Origin of the sequence: Aeromonas sp. (assembly GCF_050252055.1) — a bacterium.
Taxonomy (GTDB): domain Bacteria; phylum Pseudomonadota; class Gammaproteobacteria; order Enterobacterales; family Aeromonadaceae; genus Aeromonas; species Aeromonas caviae.
In genome coordinates this window covers 269,398-287,433 of sequence record NZ_JBFWLQ010000003.1, presented here as the reverse complement: position 1 = coordinate 287,433, position 18,036 = coordinate 269,398, and the positions used below count along the sequence as shown (strand labels likewise).

19 protein-coding genes are annotated in these 18,036 nt (G+C 61.1%); 17 read left to right on the top strand and 2 right to left on the bottom strand.

Translation table 11 applies throughout. From position 1 onward, the window contains the following. Window positions 1–106 precede the first annotated feature (106 nt). The 6 genes from tgt to nlpI all read left to right on the top strand — a co-directional run bounded on the left by tgt (window position 107) and on the right by nlpI (window position 5,950). Complete coding sequence (gene tgt / locus AB7E19_RS07375) at window positions 107–1,243, top strand: tRNA guanosine(34) transglycosylase Tgt (RefSeq protein ID WP_010675071.1); 1,137 nt, start codon at window positions 107–109, stop codon at window positions 1,241–1,243. A 50-nt stretch (window positions 1,244–1,293) separates the two neighbouring features. After that, complete coding sequence (yajC, locus tag AB7E19_RS07370; protein WP_010675070.1) at window positions 1,294–1,629, top strand: preprotein translocase subunit YajC; 336 nt, start codon at window positions 1,294–1,296, stop codon at window positions 1,627–1,629. Between the two features lie 18 nt (window positions 1,630–1,647). Further along, entirely contained in the window at window positions 1,648–3,501 is a 1,854-nt protein-coding gene (gene secD / locus AB7E19_RS07365; RefSeq protein WP_039038737.1) for a protein translocase subunit SecD, read from the top strand. Between the two features lie 9 nt (window positions 3,502–3,510). Then, entirely contained in the window at window positions 3,511–4,458 is a 948-nt protein-coding gene (gene secF / locus AB7E19_RS07360) for a protein translocase subunit SecF (protein ID WP_010675068.1), read from the top strand. A gap of 100 nt (window positions 4,459–4,558) precedes the next feature. Continuing rightward, window positions 4,559–4,927 carry a rhodanese-like domain-containing protein gene (locus tag AB7E19_RS07355; RefSeq protein WP_039038735.1) on the top strand — a complete coding sequence of 123 codons (369 nt, stop codon included), beginning with the start codon at window positions 4,559–4,561 and terminating at the stop codon, window positions 4,925–4,927. Window positions 4,928–5,017: 90 nt separating this feature from the next. Further along, window positions 5,018–5,950 (top strand): lipoprotein NlpI, encoded by a 933-nt coding sequence (gene nlpI / locus AB7E19_RS07350; protein ID WP_280520777.1) that lies wholly within the window; start codon window positions 5,018–5,020, stop codon window positions 5,948–5,950. A 75-nt stretch (window positions 5,951–6,025) separates the two neighbouring features. Here nlpI and AB7E19_RS07345 read toward each other — a convergent pair whose 3' ends face one another. Continuing rightward, window positions 6,026–6,898, bottom strand: coding sequence for a U32 family peptidase (locus AB7E19_RS07345; RefSeq protein WP_261999053.1), 873 nt, complete (start codon window positions 6,896–6,898; stop codon window positions 6,026–6,028). Between the two features lie 12 nt (window positions 6,899–6,910). Then, window positions 6,911–7,906 carry a ubiquinone anaerobic biosynthesis protein UbiU gene (gene ubiU, locus AB7E19_RS07340; RefSeq protein ID WP_010675064.1) on the bottom strand — a complete coding sequence of 332 codons (996 nt, stop codon included), beginning with the start codon at window positions 7,904–7,906 and terminating at the stop codon, window positions 6,911–6,913. Window positions 7,907–8,094: 188 nt separating this feature from the next. Between ubiU and ubiT the strand changes: the two genes are divergently transcribed. The 11 genes from ubiT (at window position 8,095) to pepB (AB7E19_RS07285) (ending at window position 17,837) form a co-directional block, all read left to right on the top strand. Beyond that, window positions 8,095–8,607 carry a ubiquinone anaerobic biosynthesis accessory factor UbiT gene (ubiT, locus tag AB7E19_RS07335; protein WP_069651461.1) on the top strand — a complete coding sequence of 171 codons (513 nt, stop codon included), beginning with the start codon at window positions 8,095–8,097 and terminating at the stop codon, window positions 8,605–8,607. A gap of 189 nt (window positions 8,608–8,796) precedes the next feature. After that, window positions 8,797–9,531 carry a tRNA (cytosine(32)/uridine(32)-2'-O)-methyltransferase TrmJ gene (gene trmJ, locus AB7E19_RS07330; protein WP_103857942.1) on the top strand — a complete coding sequence of 245 codons (735 nt, stop codon included), beginning with the start codon at window positions 8,797–8,799 and terminating at the stop codon, window positions 9,529–9,531. 94 nt (window positions 9,532–9,625) lie between these two features. After that, window positions 9,626–10,129, top strand: coding sequence for a Fe-S cluster assembly transcriptional regulator IscR (iscR, locus tag AB7E19_RS07325; RefSeq protein ID WP_025327241.1), 504 nt, complete (start codon window positions 9,626–9,628; stop codon window positions 10,127–10,129). A gap of 52 nt (window positions 10,130–10,181) precedes the next feature. After that, window positions 10,182–11,396: an IscS subfamily cysteine desulfurase gene (locus AB7E19_RS07320; RefSeq protein WP_322130855.1), complete on the top strand. Its 1,215-nt coding sequence runs from the start codon at window positions 10,182–10,184 to the stop codon at window positions 11,394–11,396. Between the two features lie 54 nt (window positions 11,397–11,450). Beyond that, complete coding sequence (iscU, locus tag AB7E19_RS07315; RefSeq protein WP_010675059.1) at window positions 11,451–11,834, top strand: Fe-S cluster assembly scaffold IscU; 384 nt, start codon at window positions 11,451–11,453, stop codon at window positions 11,832–11,834. Between the two features lie 15 nt (window positions 11,835–11,849). After that, window positions 11,850–12,173, top strand: a complete 324-nt coding sequence (gene iscA, locus AB7E19_RS07310; RefSeq protein WP_010675058.1) for an iron-sulfur cluster assembly protein IscA — start codon at window positions 11,850–11,852, stop codon at window positions 12,171–12,173. 190 nt (window positions 12,174–12,363) lie between these two features. Further along, the gene (gene hscB, locus AB7E19_RS07305; RefSeq protein WP_322130854.1) at window positions 12,364–12,882 is read left to right on the top strand and encodes a co-chaperone HscB; all 519 of its coding nucleotides are present in this window, start codon (window positions 12,364–12,366) and stop codon (window positions 12,880–12,882) included. 28 nt (window positions 12,883–12,910) lie between these two features. Beyond that, a complete protein-coding gene (hscA, locus tag AB7E19_RS07300) occupies window positions 12,911–14,758 on the top strand; it encodes a Fe-S protein assembly chaperone HscA (RefSeq protein ID WP_069785159.1) in 1,848 nt (615 codons plus the stop codon). 1 nt (window position 14,759) lies between these two features. Continuing rightward, window positions 14,760–15,098, top strand: a complete 339-nt coding sequence (gene fdx, locus AB7E19_RS07295; protein WP_005299781.1) for an ISC system 2Fe-2S type ferredoxin — start codon at window positions 14,760–14,762, stop codon at window positions 15,096–15,098. Between the two features lie 157 nt (window positions 15,099–15,255). Beyond that, window positions 15,256–16,557 (top strand): aminopeptidase PepB, encoded by a 1,302-nt coding sequence (gene pepB, locus AB7E19_RS07290; RefSeq protein ID WP_427934831.1) that lies wholly within the window; start codon window positions 15,256–15,258, stop codon window positions 16,555–16,557. Then, the gene (gene pepB / locus AB7E19_RS07285) at window positions 16,554–17,837 is read left to right on the top strand and encodes an aminopeptidase PepB (RefSeq protein WP_427934829.1); all 1,284 of its coding nucleotides are present in this window, start codon (window positions 16,554–16,556) and stop codon (window positions 17,835–17,837) included. Before pepB (AB7E19_RS07290) ends, pepB (AB7E19_RS07285) begins: the two co-directional genes overlap by 4 nt. Window positions 17,838–18,036 lie beyond the last annotated feature (199 nt).

Here is an 18,036-nt window from a genome sequence, read left to right as displayed (position 1 = left end):
AGAAGTCGTTCAGGCTCTGCTTGTCAGTATGCCGGCCGGCTTCATATTACCGGGCCCCTCGGGCCCTTTGTTGTCAGACTGTTTCTCTGACTGAATAGAGGTAGCAATGAAATTTGAATTGAAAACCACCGATGGGCGTGCCCGTCGCGGTCAACTGGTGTTCGAGCGTGGCGTGGTCCAGACCCCAGCCTTCATGCCGGTCGGCACCTACGGCACCGTCAAGGGGATGACACCGGAAGAGGTACGTGAGACCGGTGCCCAGATCCTGCTTGGCAACACCTTCCACCTCTGGCTGCGCCCGGGTCAGGAAGTGATGCGCGCCCACGGCGATCTGCACGACTTCATGAACTGGCAGGGGCCGATCCTGACCGACTCCGGTGGTTTCCAGGTGTTCAGTCTGGGGCACATCCGCAAGATCACCGAGGAGGGGGTGCACTTCCGTCATCCCATCAACGGCGAGAAGATCTTCCTCGACCCCGAGAAGTCCATGGAGATCCAGTACGATCTGGGTTCCGACATCGTGATGATCTTCGACGAGTGCACCCCGTACCCGGCCACTTACGAGGAAGCGCGCAAGTCCATGGAGATGTCCCTGCGCTGGGCCAAGCGTTCCCGTGACAAGTTCGATGCACTCGGCAACAAGAACGCCCTGTTCGGCATCATCCAGGGTTCTGTCTACGAACCGCTGCGGGATGTGTCGCTGGACGGTCTCCTTGAGATCGGCTTCGACGGTTACGCGGTCGGCGGTCTTGCCGTGGGTGAGCCCAAAGAGGACATGCATCGCATCCTTGACCATGTCTGCCCGAAAATTCCGGCCGACAAGCCGCGCTACTTGATGGGGGTGGGCAAGCCGGAGGATCTGGTGGAAGGGGTGCGCCGCGGTATCGACATGTTCGACTGCGTGATGCCGACCCGCAACGCCCGCAACGGTCATCTCTTTACCACCGATGGCGTGGTCAAGATCCGCAACGCCAAGTACCGGGAAGATACCAGCACCCTGGATGCGGACTGCGATTGCTACACCTGCAAGAACTACACCCGCAGCTATCTGTACCATCTGGACAAGTGCAACGAGATCCTCGGTGCCCGTCTGAATACCATCCACAACCTGCGTTATTACCAGCGCGTGATGCAGGGTTTGCGGGACGCGATCGAGCAGGGTAAATTAGACGACTTTGTAACTGAGTTTTACCGTCGGCAAGGGAAGCCTGTGCCTCCACTGGCTGAAAATGACGTGAAATAACAACGACATATAAGTTAGTATTCAAATCTACATCAATAAGAGGTTGTTAAATGAGCATTATCTCCAAGGCGTATGCAGAAGGCGCGGCTCCGGCAGCACAGGGTGGTGGCATGGAAATGATCATCATGCTGGCCGTGTTCGGTCTCATCTTCTACTTCATGATCTACCGTCCCCAGGCCAAGCGTGCCAAGGAGCATCGCAATCTGATGAGCTCCCTCTCCAAGGGCGACGAAGTGCTCACTTCCGGTGGCCTGGTCGGCAAGATCGCCAAGGTTTCCGCCGACAGCGACTACATTGTGCTGGCCCTGAACGATCAGACTCAGGTCACCATCAAGCGTGACTTCGTCTCTGCCGTTCTGCCCAAGGGTTCTATCCAGTCCCTCTAATCTCCCGAGGAGCACAGCGTGTTAAATCGCTATCCGCTGTGGAAATACCTGATGGTGATCGTCGTGATCGCCATCGGTTTTCTATATGCAGCCCCCAATCTTTACGGCGAAGACCCGGCCTTGCAGGTCTCTGCCAGCCGTGGTGCCGAAGTCAAACTAGAAACCCTCGATCAGGTGAAGGAAACCCTCGACGAGGCGAAGATCCCTGTCAAGCATGCGGCGTTCGAGCACGGCTTCATCCTGATCCGTTTCAACAACACCGAAGACCAGCTCAAGGCGCGCGACATCGTGGCCAACAAGCTGGGCGACAATTTCATCACCGCCCTCAACCTGGCACCGTCCACCCCCGCCTGGCTCGAGGCCATCGGCGCGGCGCCCCTGAAGCTCGGTCTTGACCTGCGGGGCGGTGTGCACTTCCTGATGGAAGTGGACATGGCCGAAGCGCTGGCCAAGCAGCAGGAACAGATGGTGCAGGATTTCCGCGCCGAACTGCGCACCCAGAAGATCCGCTACTCCGGTGTACGCCGGGTCGGGGATCAGGTGCAGGTGGTCTTCCGTGACGAGGCCGATCAGGCCAAGGCACTCTCCTTCCTGCGTCGCCAGAATGCGGATCTTGTCTTCACCACCGACCAGAAAGGGGATGACTTCATCCTGCTGGCCAGTCTGAGCGAAGCCAAGGTCAAAGAGGTGAAGAAGTATGCCCTCGAGCAGAACATCACCATCATCCGCAACCGGGTGAACGAACTGGGTGTGGCCGAGCCGTTGGTCCAGCAGCAGGGCGGCGAGCGTATCATCGTCGAGCTGCCGGGGATCCAGGACACCGCCCGTGCCAAGGAGATCCTGGGGGCCACCGCGACCCTGGAGTTCCACATGGTCGATGAGGCTGCCGATATCCAGGCCGCTGCCGCAGGCCGCGTGCCGCCGAGCTCCAAGGTCTACAACGATCGCAACGGTCGTCCCGTGGTACTGCAAAAGCGCGTGATCCTGACCGGTGACCACATCGTGGGTGCCCAGTCCGGTTTCGATGAATACAGCCGTCCCCAGGTCAACATCAAGCTCGATGGTCAGGGTGGCAACAAGATGGCCAACTTTACCAAGGACAACGTTGGCAAGGGCATGGCGACCGTCTTCATCGAGTACAAGCCGGTGGGGCAGCCTGGTCCGGACGGCAAGCGCAAGTTCCGCAAGCAGGAGGAGGTGATCAACGTCGCCACCATCCAGTCTCGCCTGGGTAGCCAGTTCCGCATCACCGGGATCGACAACGCCAACGAAGCCCACAACCTGGCGCTGCTGCTGCGTGCCGGTGCCCTGATTGCCCCCATCCAGATCGTCGAAGAGCGCACCATAGGCCCGAGCCTGGGTCAGCAGAACATCGACAGCGGGATGGAAGCCATCGGCTGGGCCATGCTGGTGATCGTGCTCTTCATGGGGATCTACTACCGTGCCTTCGGCTGGGTGGCCAATCTGGCGCTGACCATGAACCTGGTGCTCATCGTCGGTATCATGTCGATGATCCCGGGGGCCACCATGACCCTGCCGGGCATCGCCGGTATCGTGTTGACGCTGGGGATGGCGGTGGATGCGAACGTGCTGATCTACGAGCGTATTCGTGAAGAGATCCGCAATGGTCGCGGGGTGCAGCAAGCCATTCACCTGGGCTTTGACCGCGCCTTCTCCACCATCGCCGACTCCAACGTCACCTCGCTCATCACCTGCGTGATCCTGTTCGGTATCGGTACCGGTGCCATCAAGGGCTTCGCCCTGACCCTCGGGATCGGCCTGACGGCGTCCATGTTCACTGCCATCACGGTATCCCGCGCCATCATCAACCTGGCCTGGGGTGGACGGCGCATCGACAAGCTGCCGATCTAAGGAAGAGACATGTTTCAAATTCTACATTTTGAAAAGCCCATCCCCTTCATGCGTTTCGCCAAGCTGGGTATGGTCCTCTCTGCTCTGGTGACGGTGCTCGCCCTCTACGTTCTGTACGATCGTGGCCTGAACTGGGGGCTGGACTTCACCGGCGGTACCACCATCGAGGTGGGGTTCCAGCAGTCGGTGAGCCTGGACAAGATGCACGAGGCGCTGGATCAGCAGAAGATTGACGGGGCGACCCTGCAGTTCTTCGGCTCCAGCCGTGATGTGCTGGTGCGCATGGCCCCCCAAGAGGGCGTCAAGGTCGAGCAGCAGGGCAACGAGGTCCTGGCGGCCGCCAAGCTGGTCGACGAGAGCGCCGTGCTCAAGCGTGTCGAGTTCGTCGGTCCCTCCGTGGGTGACGAGCTGGCCACCGACGGTGCCCTGGCCATGCTGGCCTCCATCATCTGTATCCTGATCTACGTGGCGGTGCGCTTCGAGTGGCGTCTGGCCACGGGGGGCATCCTCTCCCTGGCTCACGACGTGATCATCACCCTCGGCATCTTTGCCTACTTCCAGTACGAGTTCGACCTGACCGTGCTGGCGGCGCTGATGACGCTGGTGGGGTACTCCCTGAACGACACCATCGTTGTGTTCGACCGGGTGCGGGAGAATTTCCGCAAGGTACGCCGTGGGGACACCGCGGAGATCATGGATCTCTCCATGACCGAGACCCTGAGCCGGACCATCATCACCTCGGGGTTGACCTTCGTGGTGGTGGTGGCGCTGCTGCTCAAAGGCGGGCCTCTGATCCACGGTTTCTCCATCGCCATGGTGATCGGGGTGGCCTTCGGGACCTACTCCTCCATCTATGTGGCGAGCGCCTCAGCCATGTTCCTCGGGATCAAGCGGGAGCACATGCTGCCGACCCAGGTGGAAAAAGAGGGCGCGGATCAGCAAGAGATCCTGCCGTAACAGAAAAGGGCGCCGCAAGGCGCCCTTTCTCTTGTGGCCGGGGTGAGTCATGATGCTCCCCACAACCCAGCATCCATTACCCAAAGCAAGGAGCAAGCCCATGCAACACAATCCCCGTTTTCTGGCCCTGGTAGAGGCCATCCGCCCGCAGGTGCAGGAAACCGATGTGCACCAGATCAAGCGCTGGCAGGATGAGGGCCGAGCATTTCATCTGATCGACGTGCGCGAAGAGAGCGAGTGGGCCAGGGGCCATCTGCCGGGGGCCACCTATCTCGGGCGTGGGGTGATAGAGCGTGACATCGAGACCCGGTATCCGGATCCCGACACCGAACTCTACCTCTATTGTGGTGGGGGATTTCGCTCCATCCTGGTGGCGGATAACCTGCAGAAGATGGGTTATTCCCGGGTCGTCAGCGTCGATGGAGGCTTTCGCGGCTGGAGCGATGCCGGATACCCTGTCGAATCCTGATTTATTTGAGGGAGAGGGGCTGCGCCACATGACAAACGGCCCCGTGATCTTTACCATATGCGGGGTCAAGCGTAAGCGTCGGAGTGTTCATTGAACGTCAGGATAGGGATTGGATACCTCACGGGTATCCTGTTGTTGCTCCCCTTGTGGGGTTGCAGCAGTAGCAGTCAGGTAAAAGCGCCTCAAGTTCCCAAGCCGCAACCCGCTTCACTGGTATTGGCGACCCCCTTGCAGGTCTCCTACCAGAGCGAGTTGGCGTTGGCGCGACTCGGGCAGATGCTCAGTGAAATGGAATTGACGACCGAACAGCGGGCAGAACTCTTCTATGAGCGTGCCGTGGTGTTTGACCGGGTGGGCTTGCGTTCCCTGGCGCGACTCGACTTCAACCGCGCCCTGCGGGAGAAGCCGGATTTTGCCGAGGCCTACAACTTCATCGGTGTCTATCTGGTTCAACAGCAGAACTACGACGAAGCCTATGAGGCGTTCGACTCCGCTCTGGAGCTCGCCCCGGATTACGACTACGCCTATCTCAACCGGGGAATCGCGCTCTATTACGGCAATCGCCCCGAGCTTGCCGCGGCGGATATGAAGCGCTTCTACGAGGCGCAACCAGAAGACCCTTATCGGGTGATCTGGCTCTATCTGGCCGAGCAGAAGCTCAACGGACCGGCGGCCATGAGCCGGATGCGCGAGCGGCTGAACAAGTATGACGACGACGCCTGGAACTGGGATCTGGTGCGCCTCTATACGGGCGACATCAATGCCACCCAGTTGATGAGCAACGTGGTGAAAGGGGTCAAGGACAACAGGGAGCTCGCCGAGCGCCTGTGCGAGACCTACTTCTACCTCGGCAAGTTCGAGCTGGCCAAGGGTAACCGCAAGGAAGCCATCAGCTACTTCAAGCTGGCGCTGGCCAACAACGTCTATGACTTCATCGAGCATCGCTATGCCTTGCTGGAGCTGGAACTGATGGCGCGCAAGCCCCAGCCACCCGGAGCCCAGGGCAAGAGCGGCAAAGCGTGACTAAACGGGTTTGATCCCCATGAAAAAGGCCTCTTGACGAGGCCTTTTTGCTGTCTGGTGACACGGGGTGTGCCGCTACTCCACCAGGCTCATGCCGGGGATCTGGCGCCAGTAACCGTTGCAGTCCCGCTCCTGCAGCAAGAGCAGGGGGGCCATCCCCTGTTCGTTGGCCTTGAAGCGCTCCAGCATCGTCAGGGTCTCCATGCCTTCGGGCGAGAGGCGCACCACATCCACCAGGCCCTCCATCCCCTTGAGCTCGTTGCCCAGGTTGTAGCAGTAACCGGACTGGGTCTGGATGCCGTTGAGGTTGAACACCTTCTGCCCCTCGCGACTGCTGGCAAGTCGCCCGGTGGGGTAGTCGATGCAGGCCAGTTCGCAGTTGTCCTTGGGCCGGTCGAGGGAGCGGGCGGTGAAGCAGCGTGCCGAGTAGGCGAGCGGCAGATGACCATAGGCGAACACCTCCACCTCGAACTGCTGGCGCTCCCTGCCCAGATCCTGATTGAGCTGCATCAGCCAGTCGCGGGAGAGCTCCACCGGCATCACCCAGCGCTGCATCCCCTGTTTAAGCAGCATGCGCAGCACGTCGGCGTTGTAGGCGTTGATGGCGGGGCCGCAGACGAACGGCAGTCCGGCTTCACTGGCGAGCTGGACGGCCCCCAGATCGTTGGCCTCGATCATCAGCTCGCCGTTGTCGACCAGCCGCTTGACCTCCTTGAGCTCGGAGGGGGCAGAGATCAGCGCCAGCGTGGAGAGCACCGCCTGCCTGCCGGAGCCCGCCACCTGACGGGCGAGGGCAATCCAGTCATCCACTTTCAGTTCGCGCCGCTTGCTGCAGACGGTTTCTCCCAGATAGACGATGTCGGCCTGGCTGGCGGCCACCGCCTGATAGAAGGCCTGGGTGTCGGCCTTGGGCCAGTAGAAGAGCAGGGGGCCGAGAGAGAATTTCATGAACAGGGCTCCTTATTGCCACTGGCGATGATAGGCACCGAGGGTGGTCTGGCTCCCCTCGGAGACGCGGGCGAGCTGGGCATCCCACTCAGCCTTGACCTGATAGGCCTCGGGGTTGGCCTGATAGGCGTCGATGGCGGCGCGCCAGACCCGGGTCACCTGCTCCACATAGGCGGGGCTGCGCTGGCGTCCCTCGATCTTGACCGACTGGATGCCGGTCTGGAACAGCTCGGGCAGGAGGCCGAGGGTGTTGAGGCTGGTGGGCTCCTCCAGCGCGTGATAGGTCTGGCCATCCACCTCGAAGCGCCCCTTGCACAGGGTCGGGTAGCCGGCGTTTTCCCCCGGGCCGTAACGATCGATCAGCACCTCGTTGAGGCGGGATTCGAGGCCGCTCGGGGTCTCTTCCCAGCGCACGAACTTGGCCGGTGAGCAGGCGCCGACGGTGTTGGGGCTCTCGCCGGTCATGTAGGAGGAGAGGTAGCAGCGCCCTTCCGCCATGATGCAGAGGCTGCCGAAGGCGAACACCTCGAGGCCGACGTCGGTCTCGCGGGCCAGCTGCCTGACCTGATGCATGGAGAGCACCCTCGGCAGCACCACCCGGCCGACGTTGAAGTGCTGCTGGTAGAAGCGGATGGCGGCGGCGTTGGTGGCGCTGGCCTGGACCGAGACATGCAGCTCCATGTCGGGATGGCGGCGGCTGGCATAATCGAGCACGGCGAGATCGGCGATGATCAGGGCATCTGCACCGAGCGCCACCCCTTTGTCCACGGCCTGCTTCCAACGGGCATCGGAGCCCGGGTGGGCAAAGGTATTGATGGCGATGTGCAGCTTGCGGCCATGCTGGTGGACATAGTCAACCGCTCTTTCCAGCTTGCTGTCGGTGAAGTTGAGTCCGGCGAAGTGGCGGGCATTGGTGTCATCCTTGAAGCCGATGTAGACCGCATCGGCCCCGTTATCCACGGCTGTCTTCAGTGCCGGCAGGCTGCCTGCCGGGCAGAGTAATTCCATCGGGTACGCTCCGAGAGGGCAAAAATGCAAAGTGGCCCGATTGTATTCATGCTTGCCCTCCCGCTTTTTGACCTGAGGCAGCTTTAGGTGGCTTTACCCTTCTTGAGGTAAGTGGGCACAAGTTTGATTTCCAACAGGATCATGGCGCCGCCCCTGTGTTTGAATGCGCAAAAAACTGGGAGTTCATCGTGTTCAAACAACTGCAGCATCGCCTGGTCGAACAGGCCCCCCGCTTCTTGCGTCATCCTCTCAAACTGGTGCCATTTTCCTTGCAGCAGAACCTGATGGAGCGCCTGCTGGCCAGCGTGTTCAAAGAGGCCATCACAGATGGCGACTTTGAATTTCTGGCAGGCAAGTGGCTCAAGGTCGAAGTCTCTGATCTGGAGCTCTGCTGGTTTATCAGCGAGCGGGAGGGAAAATTGGTGGTGGCAAGGAAGTGTGAGCATGTCGATGTCTGTTTCAGCGGCAATAGCCAGGATCTTGTTCTGATCGCTGGACGCCGTGAAGACCCGGATTCCCTCTTCTTCCAGCGCAAGCTGAAGATTGAAGGGAACACCGAGTTGGGTCTGGAGGTGAAAAACCTGATGGACAGCCTGGATCTGGACGGGCTGGGATTGATGAAATACCCCCTGATGGATCTGGCGACCTTTATCGAGCGGGCCCGCGAGACGCACGTGCCCACTGCCGCGACAATGAGCTGAGCCGTTTTCTTGCCCGAGTGCTGCGGAACAGGTGAACTTGAGCCGCAGTACCCCACTTCAGCGTGACCACGCAGGGTGGGGATGTATCATCTGTCTGTTTGTGCAGAAATGCCTGGTCGGAAGCGGTGCCAAAATAGCGATTGGTTATGTTACAATTGCGCGCCATTTTTGACTGAAGATTGACTGGGCATGTTGGATCAGATTCGTATCGTGTTGGTAAACACCTCTCACACCGGCAACATGGGATCCGCGGCGCGGGCCATGAAGACCATGGGGCTGACTCAACTGGTGCTGGTCGATCCCCAGGCCCAGCCGGATGAGGAGGCCGTCGCCCTGGCAGCGGGGGCCAGCGATATCCTGGCTCGCGCCCGTATCGTGCCGACCCTGGATGAAGCCATTGCCAACTGTGGTCTGGTCATCGGCACCAGTGCCCGTTCCCGCACCTTGAGCTGGCCCATGCTGGATCCCCGTGAAGCGGGCGAGAAGCTGGTTGCCGAGGGCATGGAGCACCCGGTCGCGCTGGTGTTTGGCCGTGAACGCACCGGTCTCACCAATGACGAACTGCAAAAATGCCACTTCCATGTGGCCATTCCCGCCAATCCAGAATACAGCTCCCTCAATCTGGCCATGGCAGTGCAGACCCTTTGTTACGAGGTGCGGATGCGCTGGCTGGAAGTACAGAACCAGGAGCATTCGGCCCCGGAGGATGAGCGGGTCGAGTACCCCAGCGCCCAGCAACTGGAAGGGTTTTATCAGCATCTGGAGCAGACGCTGCAAAAGACGGGGTTCATTGCCGATGACCATCCAGGCCATGTGATGAGCAAACTGCGTCGTCTGTTCAATCGGGCCAGACCCGAAGCGGTGGAGTTGAACATCCTGCGGGGCATTCTCACCTCTGTCCAGAAGTCCAGGGCACAGGATTAATCCCGACTGATTTACTCAAGCATATACTTGACTGATTTAGTCGGGTATGTGACCATATGCCACATATTGATTGGTTCGCAAGACGGTAAGGCATATGAGACTGACCTCAAAAGGACGTTACGCGGTGACAGCCATGCTCGACGTGGCGTTGCATGCAGAGCAGGGGCCCGTGCCCCTGGCTGATATTTCAGAGCGCCAGGGCATCTCCTTGTCCTATCTGGAACAACTGTTTGCCCGTCTGCGCAAACATGGTCTGGTGAGCAGCGTACGTGGCCCCGGTGGCGGCTATCGCCTCGGTCTGGCCCCTGGCGAGATTTCGGTCGGTCAGGTGATCACCGCGGTCGATGAATCGGTCGATGCGACCAAGTGCCTCGGCAAAGGGGGCTGCCACGGTGGTACCCAGTGCCTGACCCACTCCTTGTGGCGGGATCTGAGCGAACGCATCTCCAGTTTCCTGGGGGATATCACCCTGGCCGAGCTGGTTGGTCAGGCCGATGTGCGCCGTATCGCCGGCAAGCAAGATGAACAAATGAAGACCGTGTTGTCCCTGGTTGATCGGGCCGAACGCGGTGATGTGAGCTTGAAAGTCCAACTATAAACGTGCTTTCCACGACGAGTCGCTGTGTGACCCCGTCGTAACGGAGAAAAAGATGAAACTGCCTATTTACCTTGATTATTCGGCAACCTGTCCGGTGGACCCGCGTGTCGCAGAAAAAATGATGCAGTGCCTCACCATGGACGGCCTGTTCGGCAACCCAGCCTCCCGTTCCCACCGTTTCGGCTGGCAGGCCGAAGAGGCGGTGGATCTGGCCCGTAATCAAGTGGCAGAGCTGATCGGCGCGGACCCGCGCGAGATCGTCTTTACCTCCGGTGCGACCGAGTCCAACAACCTGGCCATCAAGGGCATCGCCCATTTCTACGCCGGCAAGGGCAAGCACATCGTCACCTCCAAGACCGAGCACAAAGCCGTGCTGGATACCTGCCGCCAACTTGAGCGGGAAGGCTATGAGGTGACCTACCTTGAGCCCATGCCCAACGGCCTGTTCACCCTTGAGCAGATCGAAGGCGCCCTGCGTGATGACACCATCCTGGTCAGCATCATGCACGCCAACAACGAGATCGGGGTGGTGCAAGACATCGCTGCCATCGGCGAGCTGTGCCGTTCCCGCAAGATCCTGCTGCACGTGGACGCCGTCCAGAGCGTGGGCAAGATCCCGGTCGACGTGGAAGCGCTCAAGGTTGATCTGCTCTCCATGTCCGCCCACAAGGTATACGGCCCGAAAGGCATTGGCGCCCTGTATGTGCGCCGTAAGCCCCGCGTTCGTCTGGAAGCCCAGATGCACGGCGGTGGTCACGAGCGCGGCATGCGCTCCGGTACCCTGGCAACCCACCAGATCGTCGGCATGGGGGAAGCATTCCGCATCGCCAAGGAAGAGATGCCGAGCGAGAGCCAGCACATCATGGCCCTGCGCCAGCGTCTGTGGGATGGCATCAAGAACATCGAAGAAGTCTATATCAACGGGGATCTGGACCAGCGTGTACCGGGTAACCTGAACGTCAGCTTCGCCTATGTGGAAGGGGAATCCCTCATCATGGCACTGAAGGATCTGGCGGTCTCTTCCGGTTCTGCCTGTACCTCGGCCAGCCTGGAACCTTCCTACGTGCTGCGCGCCCTGGGCTTGAACGACGAGCTGGCACACAGCTCCATCCGTTTCAGCATCGGTCGCTTCACCACCGAGGAAGAGATCGACTACGCAATCAAGCTCATCTGCGACTCCATCGGTCGTCTGCGCGAGATGTCCCCCCTGTGGGAGATGTTCAAGGATGGCGTCGATCTGAACACGGTCGAATGGGCACATCACTGATCCTTGCCAGCATGGCAAGGGTCTGGTGAACAACGGAATTAGCAGGAGTTAGATATGGCTTACAGTGAAAAAGTAATCGACCACTACGAGAATCCCCGCAACGTCGGTGGTTTTGACAAGAACGATCCCAGCGTCGCCACCGGTATGGTCGGTGCACCGGCCTGTGGTGACGTCATGAAGCTGCAACTGAAGATCAGCGACGATGGCATCATCGAAGATGCCAAGTTCAAGACCTACGGCTGTGGTTCCGCCATCGCCTCCAGCTCCCTGGTGACCGAGTGGGTCAAGGGCAAGACCCTGGACGAAGCGGCCGGTATCAAGAACACCGACATCGCCGAAGAGCTGGCGCTGCCGCCGGTGAAGATCCACTGCTCCATTCTGGCGGAGGATGCCATCAAGGCCGCCATCGCCGATTACAAGCAGAAGAAAGGTCTTTAAGGTCCGGAGAGCAGTATGGCCATAACCATGACAGATGCCGCAGCGGCGCGGGTTTCCTCCTTCATGATCAACCGGGGCAAGGGCATCGGCCTGCGCCTCGGCGTCAAGACGACCGGCTGTTCTGGCCTTGCCTATGTGCTCGAGTTCGTGGATGAGCTGGCTGCCGAGGATCAGGTATTCGAGCAGAAAGGCGTCAAGATCATCGTGGATGCCAAGAGCCTGATCCACCTGGATGGCACCGAGCTGGACTTCGTGAAGGAAGGCCTCAACGAGGGCTTCCAGTTCAACAACCCGAATGCCAAGGGCGAATGTGGTTGTGGCGAAAGCTTCAGCGTGTAAGTGGTTCGATTGACAGATCGCCCATGTTTGCAACGCCTCGTAGCCCCAAGGGTGAGCCCTGTTGCGGCGAGTCTCTTGTGATCAACACCTTGCTCATCAACACAGTGGTGTGGACGCCAGTCCATGCCACTGCTTTCAAGTTCAAGACGAGTGTGGTTGCACTCCCAGCGCTATTGTCTGAGGACGAAGGATGAATCATTTCGAGCTGTTCGGGCTGGCTGAGGGCTTCGAGCTCGATACTCGCCAACTGGCTGACACCTATCGTCAGCTGCAGACCCGGTTCCATCCCGATCGTTTTGCGACTGCCTCCGAGCGGGAGCAGCTTGCTGCCGTGCAGCGTGCTGCCCAGATCAACGATGCCTTTACCACCCTCAAGGCCCCCTTGCGCCGAGCCGAGTATCTGCTCTCCTTGCGGGGCACCGATATTCGCGGGGAGCAGCAGACACTGCAAGATCCTGCCTTTCTGATGCAACAGCTGGAGTGGCGAGAGCGGCTGGCTGATCTCAAGGGCGACGCCGACCCTGAGGGGGCCATCAAGGATTTTCGCCAGGAGATCAGGCATGATCACCAGGCGTTGATGCAACGGCTGACCGACTCTCTCACCAGGGGTGAGGATCTGCAGGCGGCGGATTGCGTTCGCAAGCTCAAATTTGTCGACAAGCTCCTCGAGGAGCTGGAACGATTCGAAGACTCGCTGTTCGAGTCTTGACCCTCTAACGCAGGAATTGTGATTACCCATGGCATTACTGCAAATTGCCGAGCCAGGCCAGAGCGCCGCGCCTCACCAGCATAAACGTGCCGTCGGCATCGATCTTGGCACCACCAACTCCCTGGTCGCCGCCGTGCGCAGCGGCCAGGCCGACACCCTCTGTGACGAGCAGGGGCGTGATCTGCTGCCTTCCGTGGTCCATTACCAGGCCGATACCATCCGGGTTGGCTTCGATGCCAAGCGTGAGGCGGCCCTCGATCCCCACAACACCATCGTCTCGGTCAAGCGGATGATGGGCAAGGCGCTGGCCGACATCGATACCCGCCAGCAGCCTTACGAGTTCGTAGCTACCGAGACGGGTATGCCTCAGTTGCGGACCCGCCAGGGGCTGGTCAATCCGGTGCAGGTCTCTGCCGAGATCCTGAAAAAACTGGCCGAGCGCGGTGCCGCGTCCCTCGGGGGAGACCTCGACGGCGTGGTCATCACGGTGCCCGCCTATTTTGACGATGCCCAGCGTCAGGGTACCAAGGACGCGGCCAGACTGGCCGGTCTGCACGTGCTGCGCCTGCTGAACGAGCCTACCGCGGCGGCCATCGCCTATGGCCTCGACTCCGGCCAGGAAGGGGTGATCGCCGTCTATGACCTGGGTGGCGGAACCTTCGATATCTCCATCCTGCGTCTGCATCGCGGGGTGTTTGAGGTGATGGCCACCGGTGGCGACTCGGCACTCGGTGGTGACGATTTCGACCATCTGCTGGCGGACTGGCTCAAAGAGCAAGCCGGGTTGTCCGGTCAGCTCGATGCCCGTACCCAGCGCGAGTTGCTGGATGCGGCGGCCAGCATCAAGCACGGCCTCACCGATGCCGATGCCGTTGCCTGCACCTTTGCCGGCTGGCAGGGTACCGTCACCCGCAGCCAGTTTGACGAGCTGATCCAGCCCCTGGTCAAGCGCACCCTGCAGGCCTGTCGGCGCGCCCTGCGCGATGCGGGTCTCGAGCAGGAAGAGGTGCTGGAAGTGGTGATGGTCGGCGGCTCGACCCGGGTGCCGCTGGTGCGCGAGCGGGTGGGCGAGTTCTTCGGCCGTACGCCCTTGACCAGCATCGACCCTGACAAGGTGGTGGCCATCGGTGCCGCCATCCAGGCAGACATCCTGGTGGGCAACAAGCCCGACGCCGAGATGCTGCTGCTGGACGTCATCCCGCTTTCCTTAGGGTTAGAGACCATGGGCGGCCTCGCCGAGAAGGTGATCCCGCGCAATACCACCATTCCGGTGGCCCGCGCCCAGGAGTTCACCACCTTCAAGGATGGCCAGACCGCAATGGCCATCCACGTGGTGCAGGGGGAGCGCGAGTTGGTGGCGGATTGCCGCTCCCTGGCCCGCTTCACCCTGACCGGCATTCCGCCCATGGCGGCCGGCGCCGCCCACATTCGCGTCACCTTCCAGGTGGATGCGGACGGTCTGCTGTCGGTCAGCGCCATGGAGAAATCCTCCGGCGTGCAGGCCGAGATCCAGGTCAAGCCCTCCTATGGACTGGGTGAGGATGACATCCTCAACATGCTGAGCGCCTCCATCGCCAATGCCCAGCAGGACATGGACGCCCGCATGTTGGCGGAGCAACAGGTCGAGGCCGACCGGGTGGTCGAAAGTCTCAACGCCGCCCTGGCCGCCGATGGAGAGGCTTTATTGAGCCCCGCCGAGCGGGCCGAGCTGGATGCCGCCATCGCCCATCTGCTGACCATGCGCAGCACGGGCACCACCAACCAGATCAAAGAGGCCATCGAGGCGGCGGACGCTGCCAGTGGCGAATTTGCAGCCCGCCGGATGGATGCCTCCATCCGCAAGGTGCTGACCGGACAAAACGTCAACAAGGTGTGATATGCCAAAACTGATTATTCTGCCCCATCCCGAGCTCTGTCCGGATGGCGCGGCTCTCGAAGGTGCGACCGGTGAAACCATTCTGGATATCGCACTGCGCAATGGCATCGAGATCGAGCACGCTTGCGAGAAGTCCTGTGCTTGTACTACCTGTCACTGCGTGGTGCGGGAAGGGTTCGACTCCCTCGAGCCGAGCGACGAGCTGGAAGACGACATGCTGGACAAGGCGTGGGGGCTGGAGCCGGAATCCCGTCTCAGCTGCCAGGCCAGACTGGCGGACGAGGATCTGGTGGTGGAACTGCCCAAGTACACCCTGAATCTGGCGTCCGAGCGCCACTGATGACCCCTTAATTACACATGAGTGAATTGCGCGTGCAGCATCTCATGATGCAGTAATGATATGGTGAAGGCCGTGACCCTTGAGGGAGCGGCCTTTTTTGTGCCCGTGATTTCCCTATTCGTTGATGAAAGTGCCAATAAAAAGGAAGCAAGTGAACATGGCTGACATGATGAACGTAAGGTTGTCGTCCCAGGCTGCCGCCGCCCAGTGGGGCGAGGGTGCCCTGCTCAGTTTCAACGGGGACGAGGCCTATCTCCATCTGGCCGCTGGCCAGGAGAAGGAGGCGCTGCGCGCCATCCAGCGCGCTGCCAGACGCCTCGAGTCGAGCGGCATCAAGCGCATCAAGCTGGTGGGCGAGGGGTGGAATGGGGAGCGTCGTTACGCCTTTGCCCAGGGCTTCTATGCCGCCAAGGGGGTTCGCGAGCTCGACTTCGGCGAGCAGAGCGACCAGGAGGCTGCCGAGCTGGCGGCTTTGCTGAAAGCGACCCGCTGGGTGCGCGAGGTGACCAACGGCTGCCCGGAAGCCATCTACCCCATGAGCCTGGCGGAGTCCGCTCTGTTGCTCATTCGCAGCCTCGGAGGTGACAAGGTGACCGCCCGCATCACCGCTGGCGAAGCCTTGCGTGAATCAGGTCATATCGGGATCTGGTCGGTGGGCCGTGGCAGCGAGCGCGAGCCGGTGCTGCTCGAGCTCGACTACAACCCGACCGGGGATGCCAACGCCCCCGTGGTCGCGGCGCTGGTGGGCAAGGGGATCACTTTCGATTCCGGCGGCTACTCCATGAAGTCCTCCGACAACATGCTGCCGATGAAGTCCGACATGGGCGGCGCCGCCATGGTAACCGGCGCCCTGGCGCTGGCCATCAGCCGTGGCCTGAACAAGCGGGTCAAGCTCATCCTCTGCTGCGCCGAGAACCTGGTCTCCGGCCACGCCTTCAAGCTCGGCGACATCCTCACTTATCGCAACGGCATCTCGGTCGAGATCCAGAATACCGACGCGGAAGGTCGCCTGGTGCTGGCAGACGGCCTGCTGGCCGCGAGCGAAAGCGGGGCTGCCTACATCCTCGACGCTGCCACCCTGACCGGCGCCGCCAAGACCGCGCTGGGCCGCGACTACAATGCCGTGTTTGCCCTCGATGAGGCGGAGCAGGTGCGCGCGCTGGCTGCCGCCAACGCTGAAAACGAGAAGGCCTGGCCGCTGCCGCTCGAACCCTGGCACGCAGGCCAGCTCACCTCGGCCTTTGCCGAGCTGGGCAACGTGGCGTCCGCAGAAGGTACTGCCGGCGCCACCACGGCAGCGGCGTTCCTGTCGCGCTTCGTCCGTGACGAAGGCAAGGGCTGGGTGCACCTGGACCTGGCCGCTTCCTATCAGAAGTCGGGCAATGAGCTCTGGGCAACCGGTGCCAAGGGCCATGGTCTTCGCACGATTGCCCGCTGGTTGCAGGAGGTGTGCGCATGAACGTCTGGTTGAGCCGAGAGTTTGCACCGGCCGAGTGGGGGGAGGGGGCACTGCTCTCCCACCGTGCCGACGGCATGGTGATCCATCTGGTGAGCGCCACTCCCTTGCTGGATATCCAGCAGGCGGCGCGGCGCCTGTGCAGTCAGGGGATCCAGCAGGTGGTCCTGGCTGGTCACTGGGAGCGGGAGCAGCAGTGGGCCTTTGCCCAGGGGCTGCAGACGCCCAAGGTGGAAGTGGGGTTGCAGTGGGCCACTTCGTCCGAGGAGGACAGGGAGGAGCTGGAGGCGCGCTGGCTGTGCGGGCGTTGGGTGCGGGAGATGACCAACGCCACCCCGGAGCAGCTGGGGCCGCTGGAGCTGGCGGTCGAAGCCGCCGCCTTCCTCACCGAGCTGGCACCGGACCGGATCAGCCATCGCATCCTCAAGGGAGAAGCGCTGCAACAGGCGGGCTGGGTCGGTCTCTATCAGGTGGGTCGTGGCAGTGACCGCGAGCCCGTGATGCTGGAGCTGGATTTCAATCCGGGCAAGGATCCCAAGGCGTCGGTAGCGGCCGCCCTGGTGGGCAAGGGGATCACCTTCGATTCCGGCGGCTACTCCATGAAGACCTCCCAGGGCATGCTGACCATGAAACACGACATGGGCGGTGCCGCCATCGTCACCGGCGCGCTGGCGCTGGCCATTCTGCGCGGCCTCGACAAGCGGGTGAAGCTCATCCTCTGCTGCGCCGAGAACCTGGTATCCGGGCATGCCTACAAGCTGGGTGACATCCTCACCTACAAGAACGGCACCACGGTGGAGGTGGTCAATACCGACGCCGAAGGGCGTCTGATCCTGGCCGACGGCTTGCAACTGGCCGGCGAGTCTGGTGCGCCGCTCATCATCGACGCCGCCACCCTCACCGGGGCGGCCGTGATGGCGCTGGGGGGGCGTTACAACGCCCTGTTTGGACTGGACAAGGGGCTGGTGAGCCGCGCCATGGCCTATTCGGATGCGGAGCAGGAGCCTGCATGGCCGCTGCCGCTGGAGCCCTGGCATCGCCAGCAGTGCCCGTCCCACTATGCCGACACCGCCAACAGCCGCCCCGTGCCGGGCGGCGGACCGGGGGGGGCCTCCAATGCGGCAGGCTTCCTCTCCCGCTTTGTCCCTGATGAGGGAAGAGGTTGGCTGCATGTCGATCTCGCCGCCTGCTTCAGCGAAAACGGCGATAGTCTGTGGGCGCCCGGGGCCAATACCCTGGGGATGCGCACCATCGCCCATACCCTGATGGTGGAGACGCGCTGAGTCAGTGAACGGCATCACAAGGGCACCTCAGGGTGCCCTTTCCAGTGCTGCTTTGCTGAGCAATTGATACGGTTTTGAGGCATTAGCATGCCGATCGTGCGCAAGCGCACATTTTTTCTCTCTGCCCTGGCACAAGATGAGTCACCATGTTGTTTCAAGGATTCTTTTGTTTAACAAAAAGTTGATTTTTTGTGTGTTA

What these genes read in the sequence shown, in the direction of transcription:
- AB7E19_RS07320 (WP_322130855.1), top strand. Translation starts at nt 10,182, where the DNA reads ATGAAACTGCCTATTTACCTTGATTATTCGGCAACCTGTCCGGTGGAC.
- hscA (WP_069785159.1), top strand. Translation starts at nt 12,911, where the DNA reads ATGGCATTACTGCAAATTGCCGAGCCAGGCCAGAGCGCCGCGCCTCAC.
- trmJ (WP_103857942.1), top strand. Translation starts at nt 8,797, where the DNA reads ATGTTGGATCAGATTCGTATCGTGTTGGTAAACACCTCTCACACCGGC.
- tgt (WP_010675071.1), top strand. Translation starts at nt 107, where the DNA reads ATGAAATTTGAATTGAAAACCACCGATGGGCGTGCCCGTCGCGGTCAA.
- pepB (WP_427934829.1), top strand. Translation starts at nt 16,554, where the DNA reads ATGAACGTCTGGTTGAGCCGAGAGTTTGCACCGGCCGAGTGGGGGGAG.
- iscR (WP_025327241.1), top strand. Translation starts at nt 9,626, where the DNA reads ATGAGACTGACCTCAAAAGGACGTTACGCGGTGACAGCCATGCTCGAC.
- AB7E19_RS07345 (WP_261999053.1), bottom strand. Translation starts at nt 6,898, where the DNA reads ATGAAATTCTCTCTCGGCCCCCTGCTCTTCTACTGGCCCAAGGCCGAC.
- ubiU (WP_010675064.1), bottom strand. Translation starts at nt 7,906, where the DNA reads ATGGAATTACTCTGCCCGGCAGGCAGCCTGCCGGCACTGAAGACAGCC.
- iscA (WP_010675058.1), top strand. Translation starts at nt 11,850, where the DNA reads ATGGCCATAACCATGACAGATGCCGCAGCGGCGCGGGTTTCCTCCTTC.
- pepB (WP_427934831.1), top strand. Translation starts at nt 15,256, where the DNA reads ATGGCTGACATGATGAACGTAAGGTTGTCGTCCCAGGCTGCCGCCGCC.
- secF (WP_010675068.1), top strand. Translation starts at nt 3,511, where the DNA reads ATGTTTCAAATTCTACATTTTGAAAAGCCCATCCCCTTCATGCGTTTC.
- iscU (WP_010675059.1), top strand. Translation starts at nt 11,451, where the DNA reads ATGGCTTACAGTGAAAAAGTAATCGACCACTACGAGAATCCCCGCAAC.
- AB7E19_RS07355 (WP_039038735.1), top strand. Translation starts at nt 4,559, where the DNA reads ATGCAACACAATCCCCGTTTTCTGGCCCTGGTAGAGGCCATCCGCCCG.
- yajC (WP_010675070.1), top strand. Translation starts at nt 1,294, where the DNA reads ATGAGCATTATCTCCAAGGCGTATGCAGAAGGCGCGGCTCCGGCAGCA.
- fdx (WP_005299781.1), top strand. Translation starts at nt 14,760, where the DNA reads ATGCCAAAACTGATTATTCTGCCCCATCCCGAGCTCTGTCCGGATGGC.
- hscB (WP_322130854.1), top strand. Translation starts at nt 12,364, where the DNA reads ATGAATCATTTCGAGCTGTTCGGGCTGGCTGAGGGCTTCGAGCTCGAT.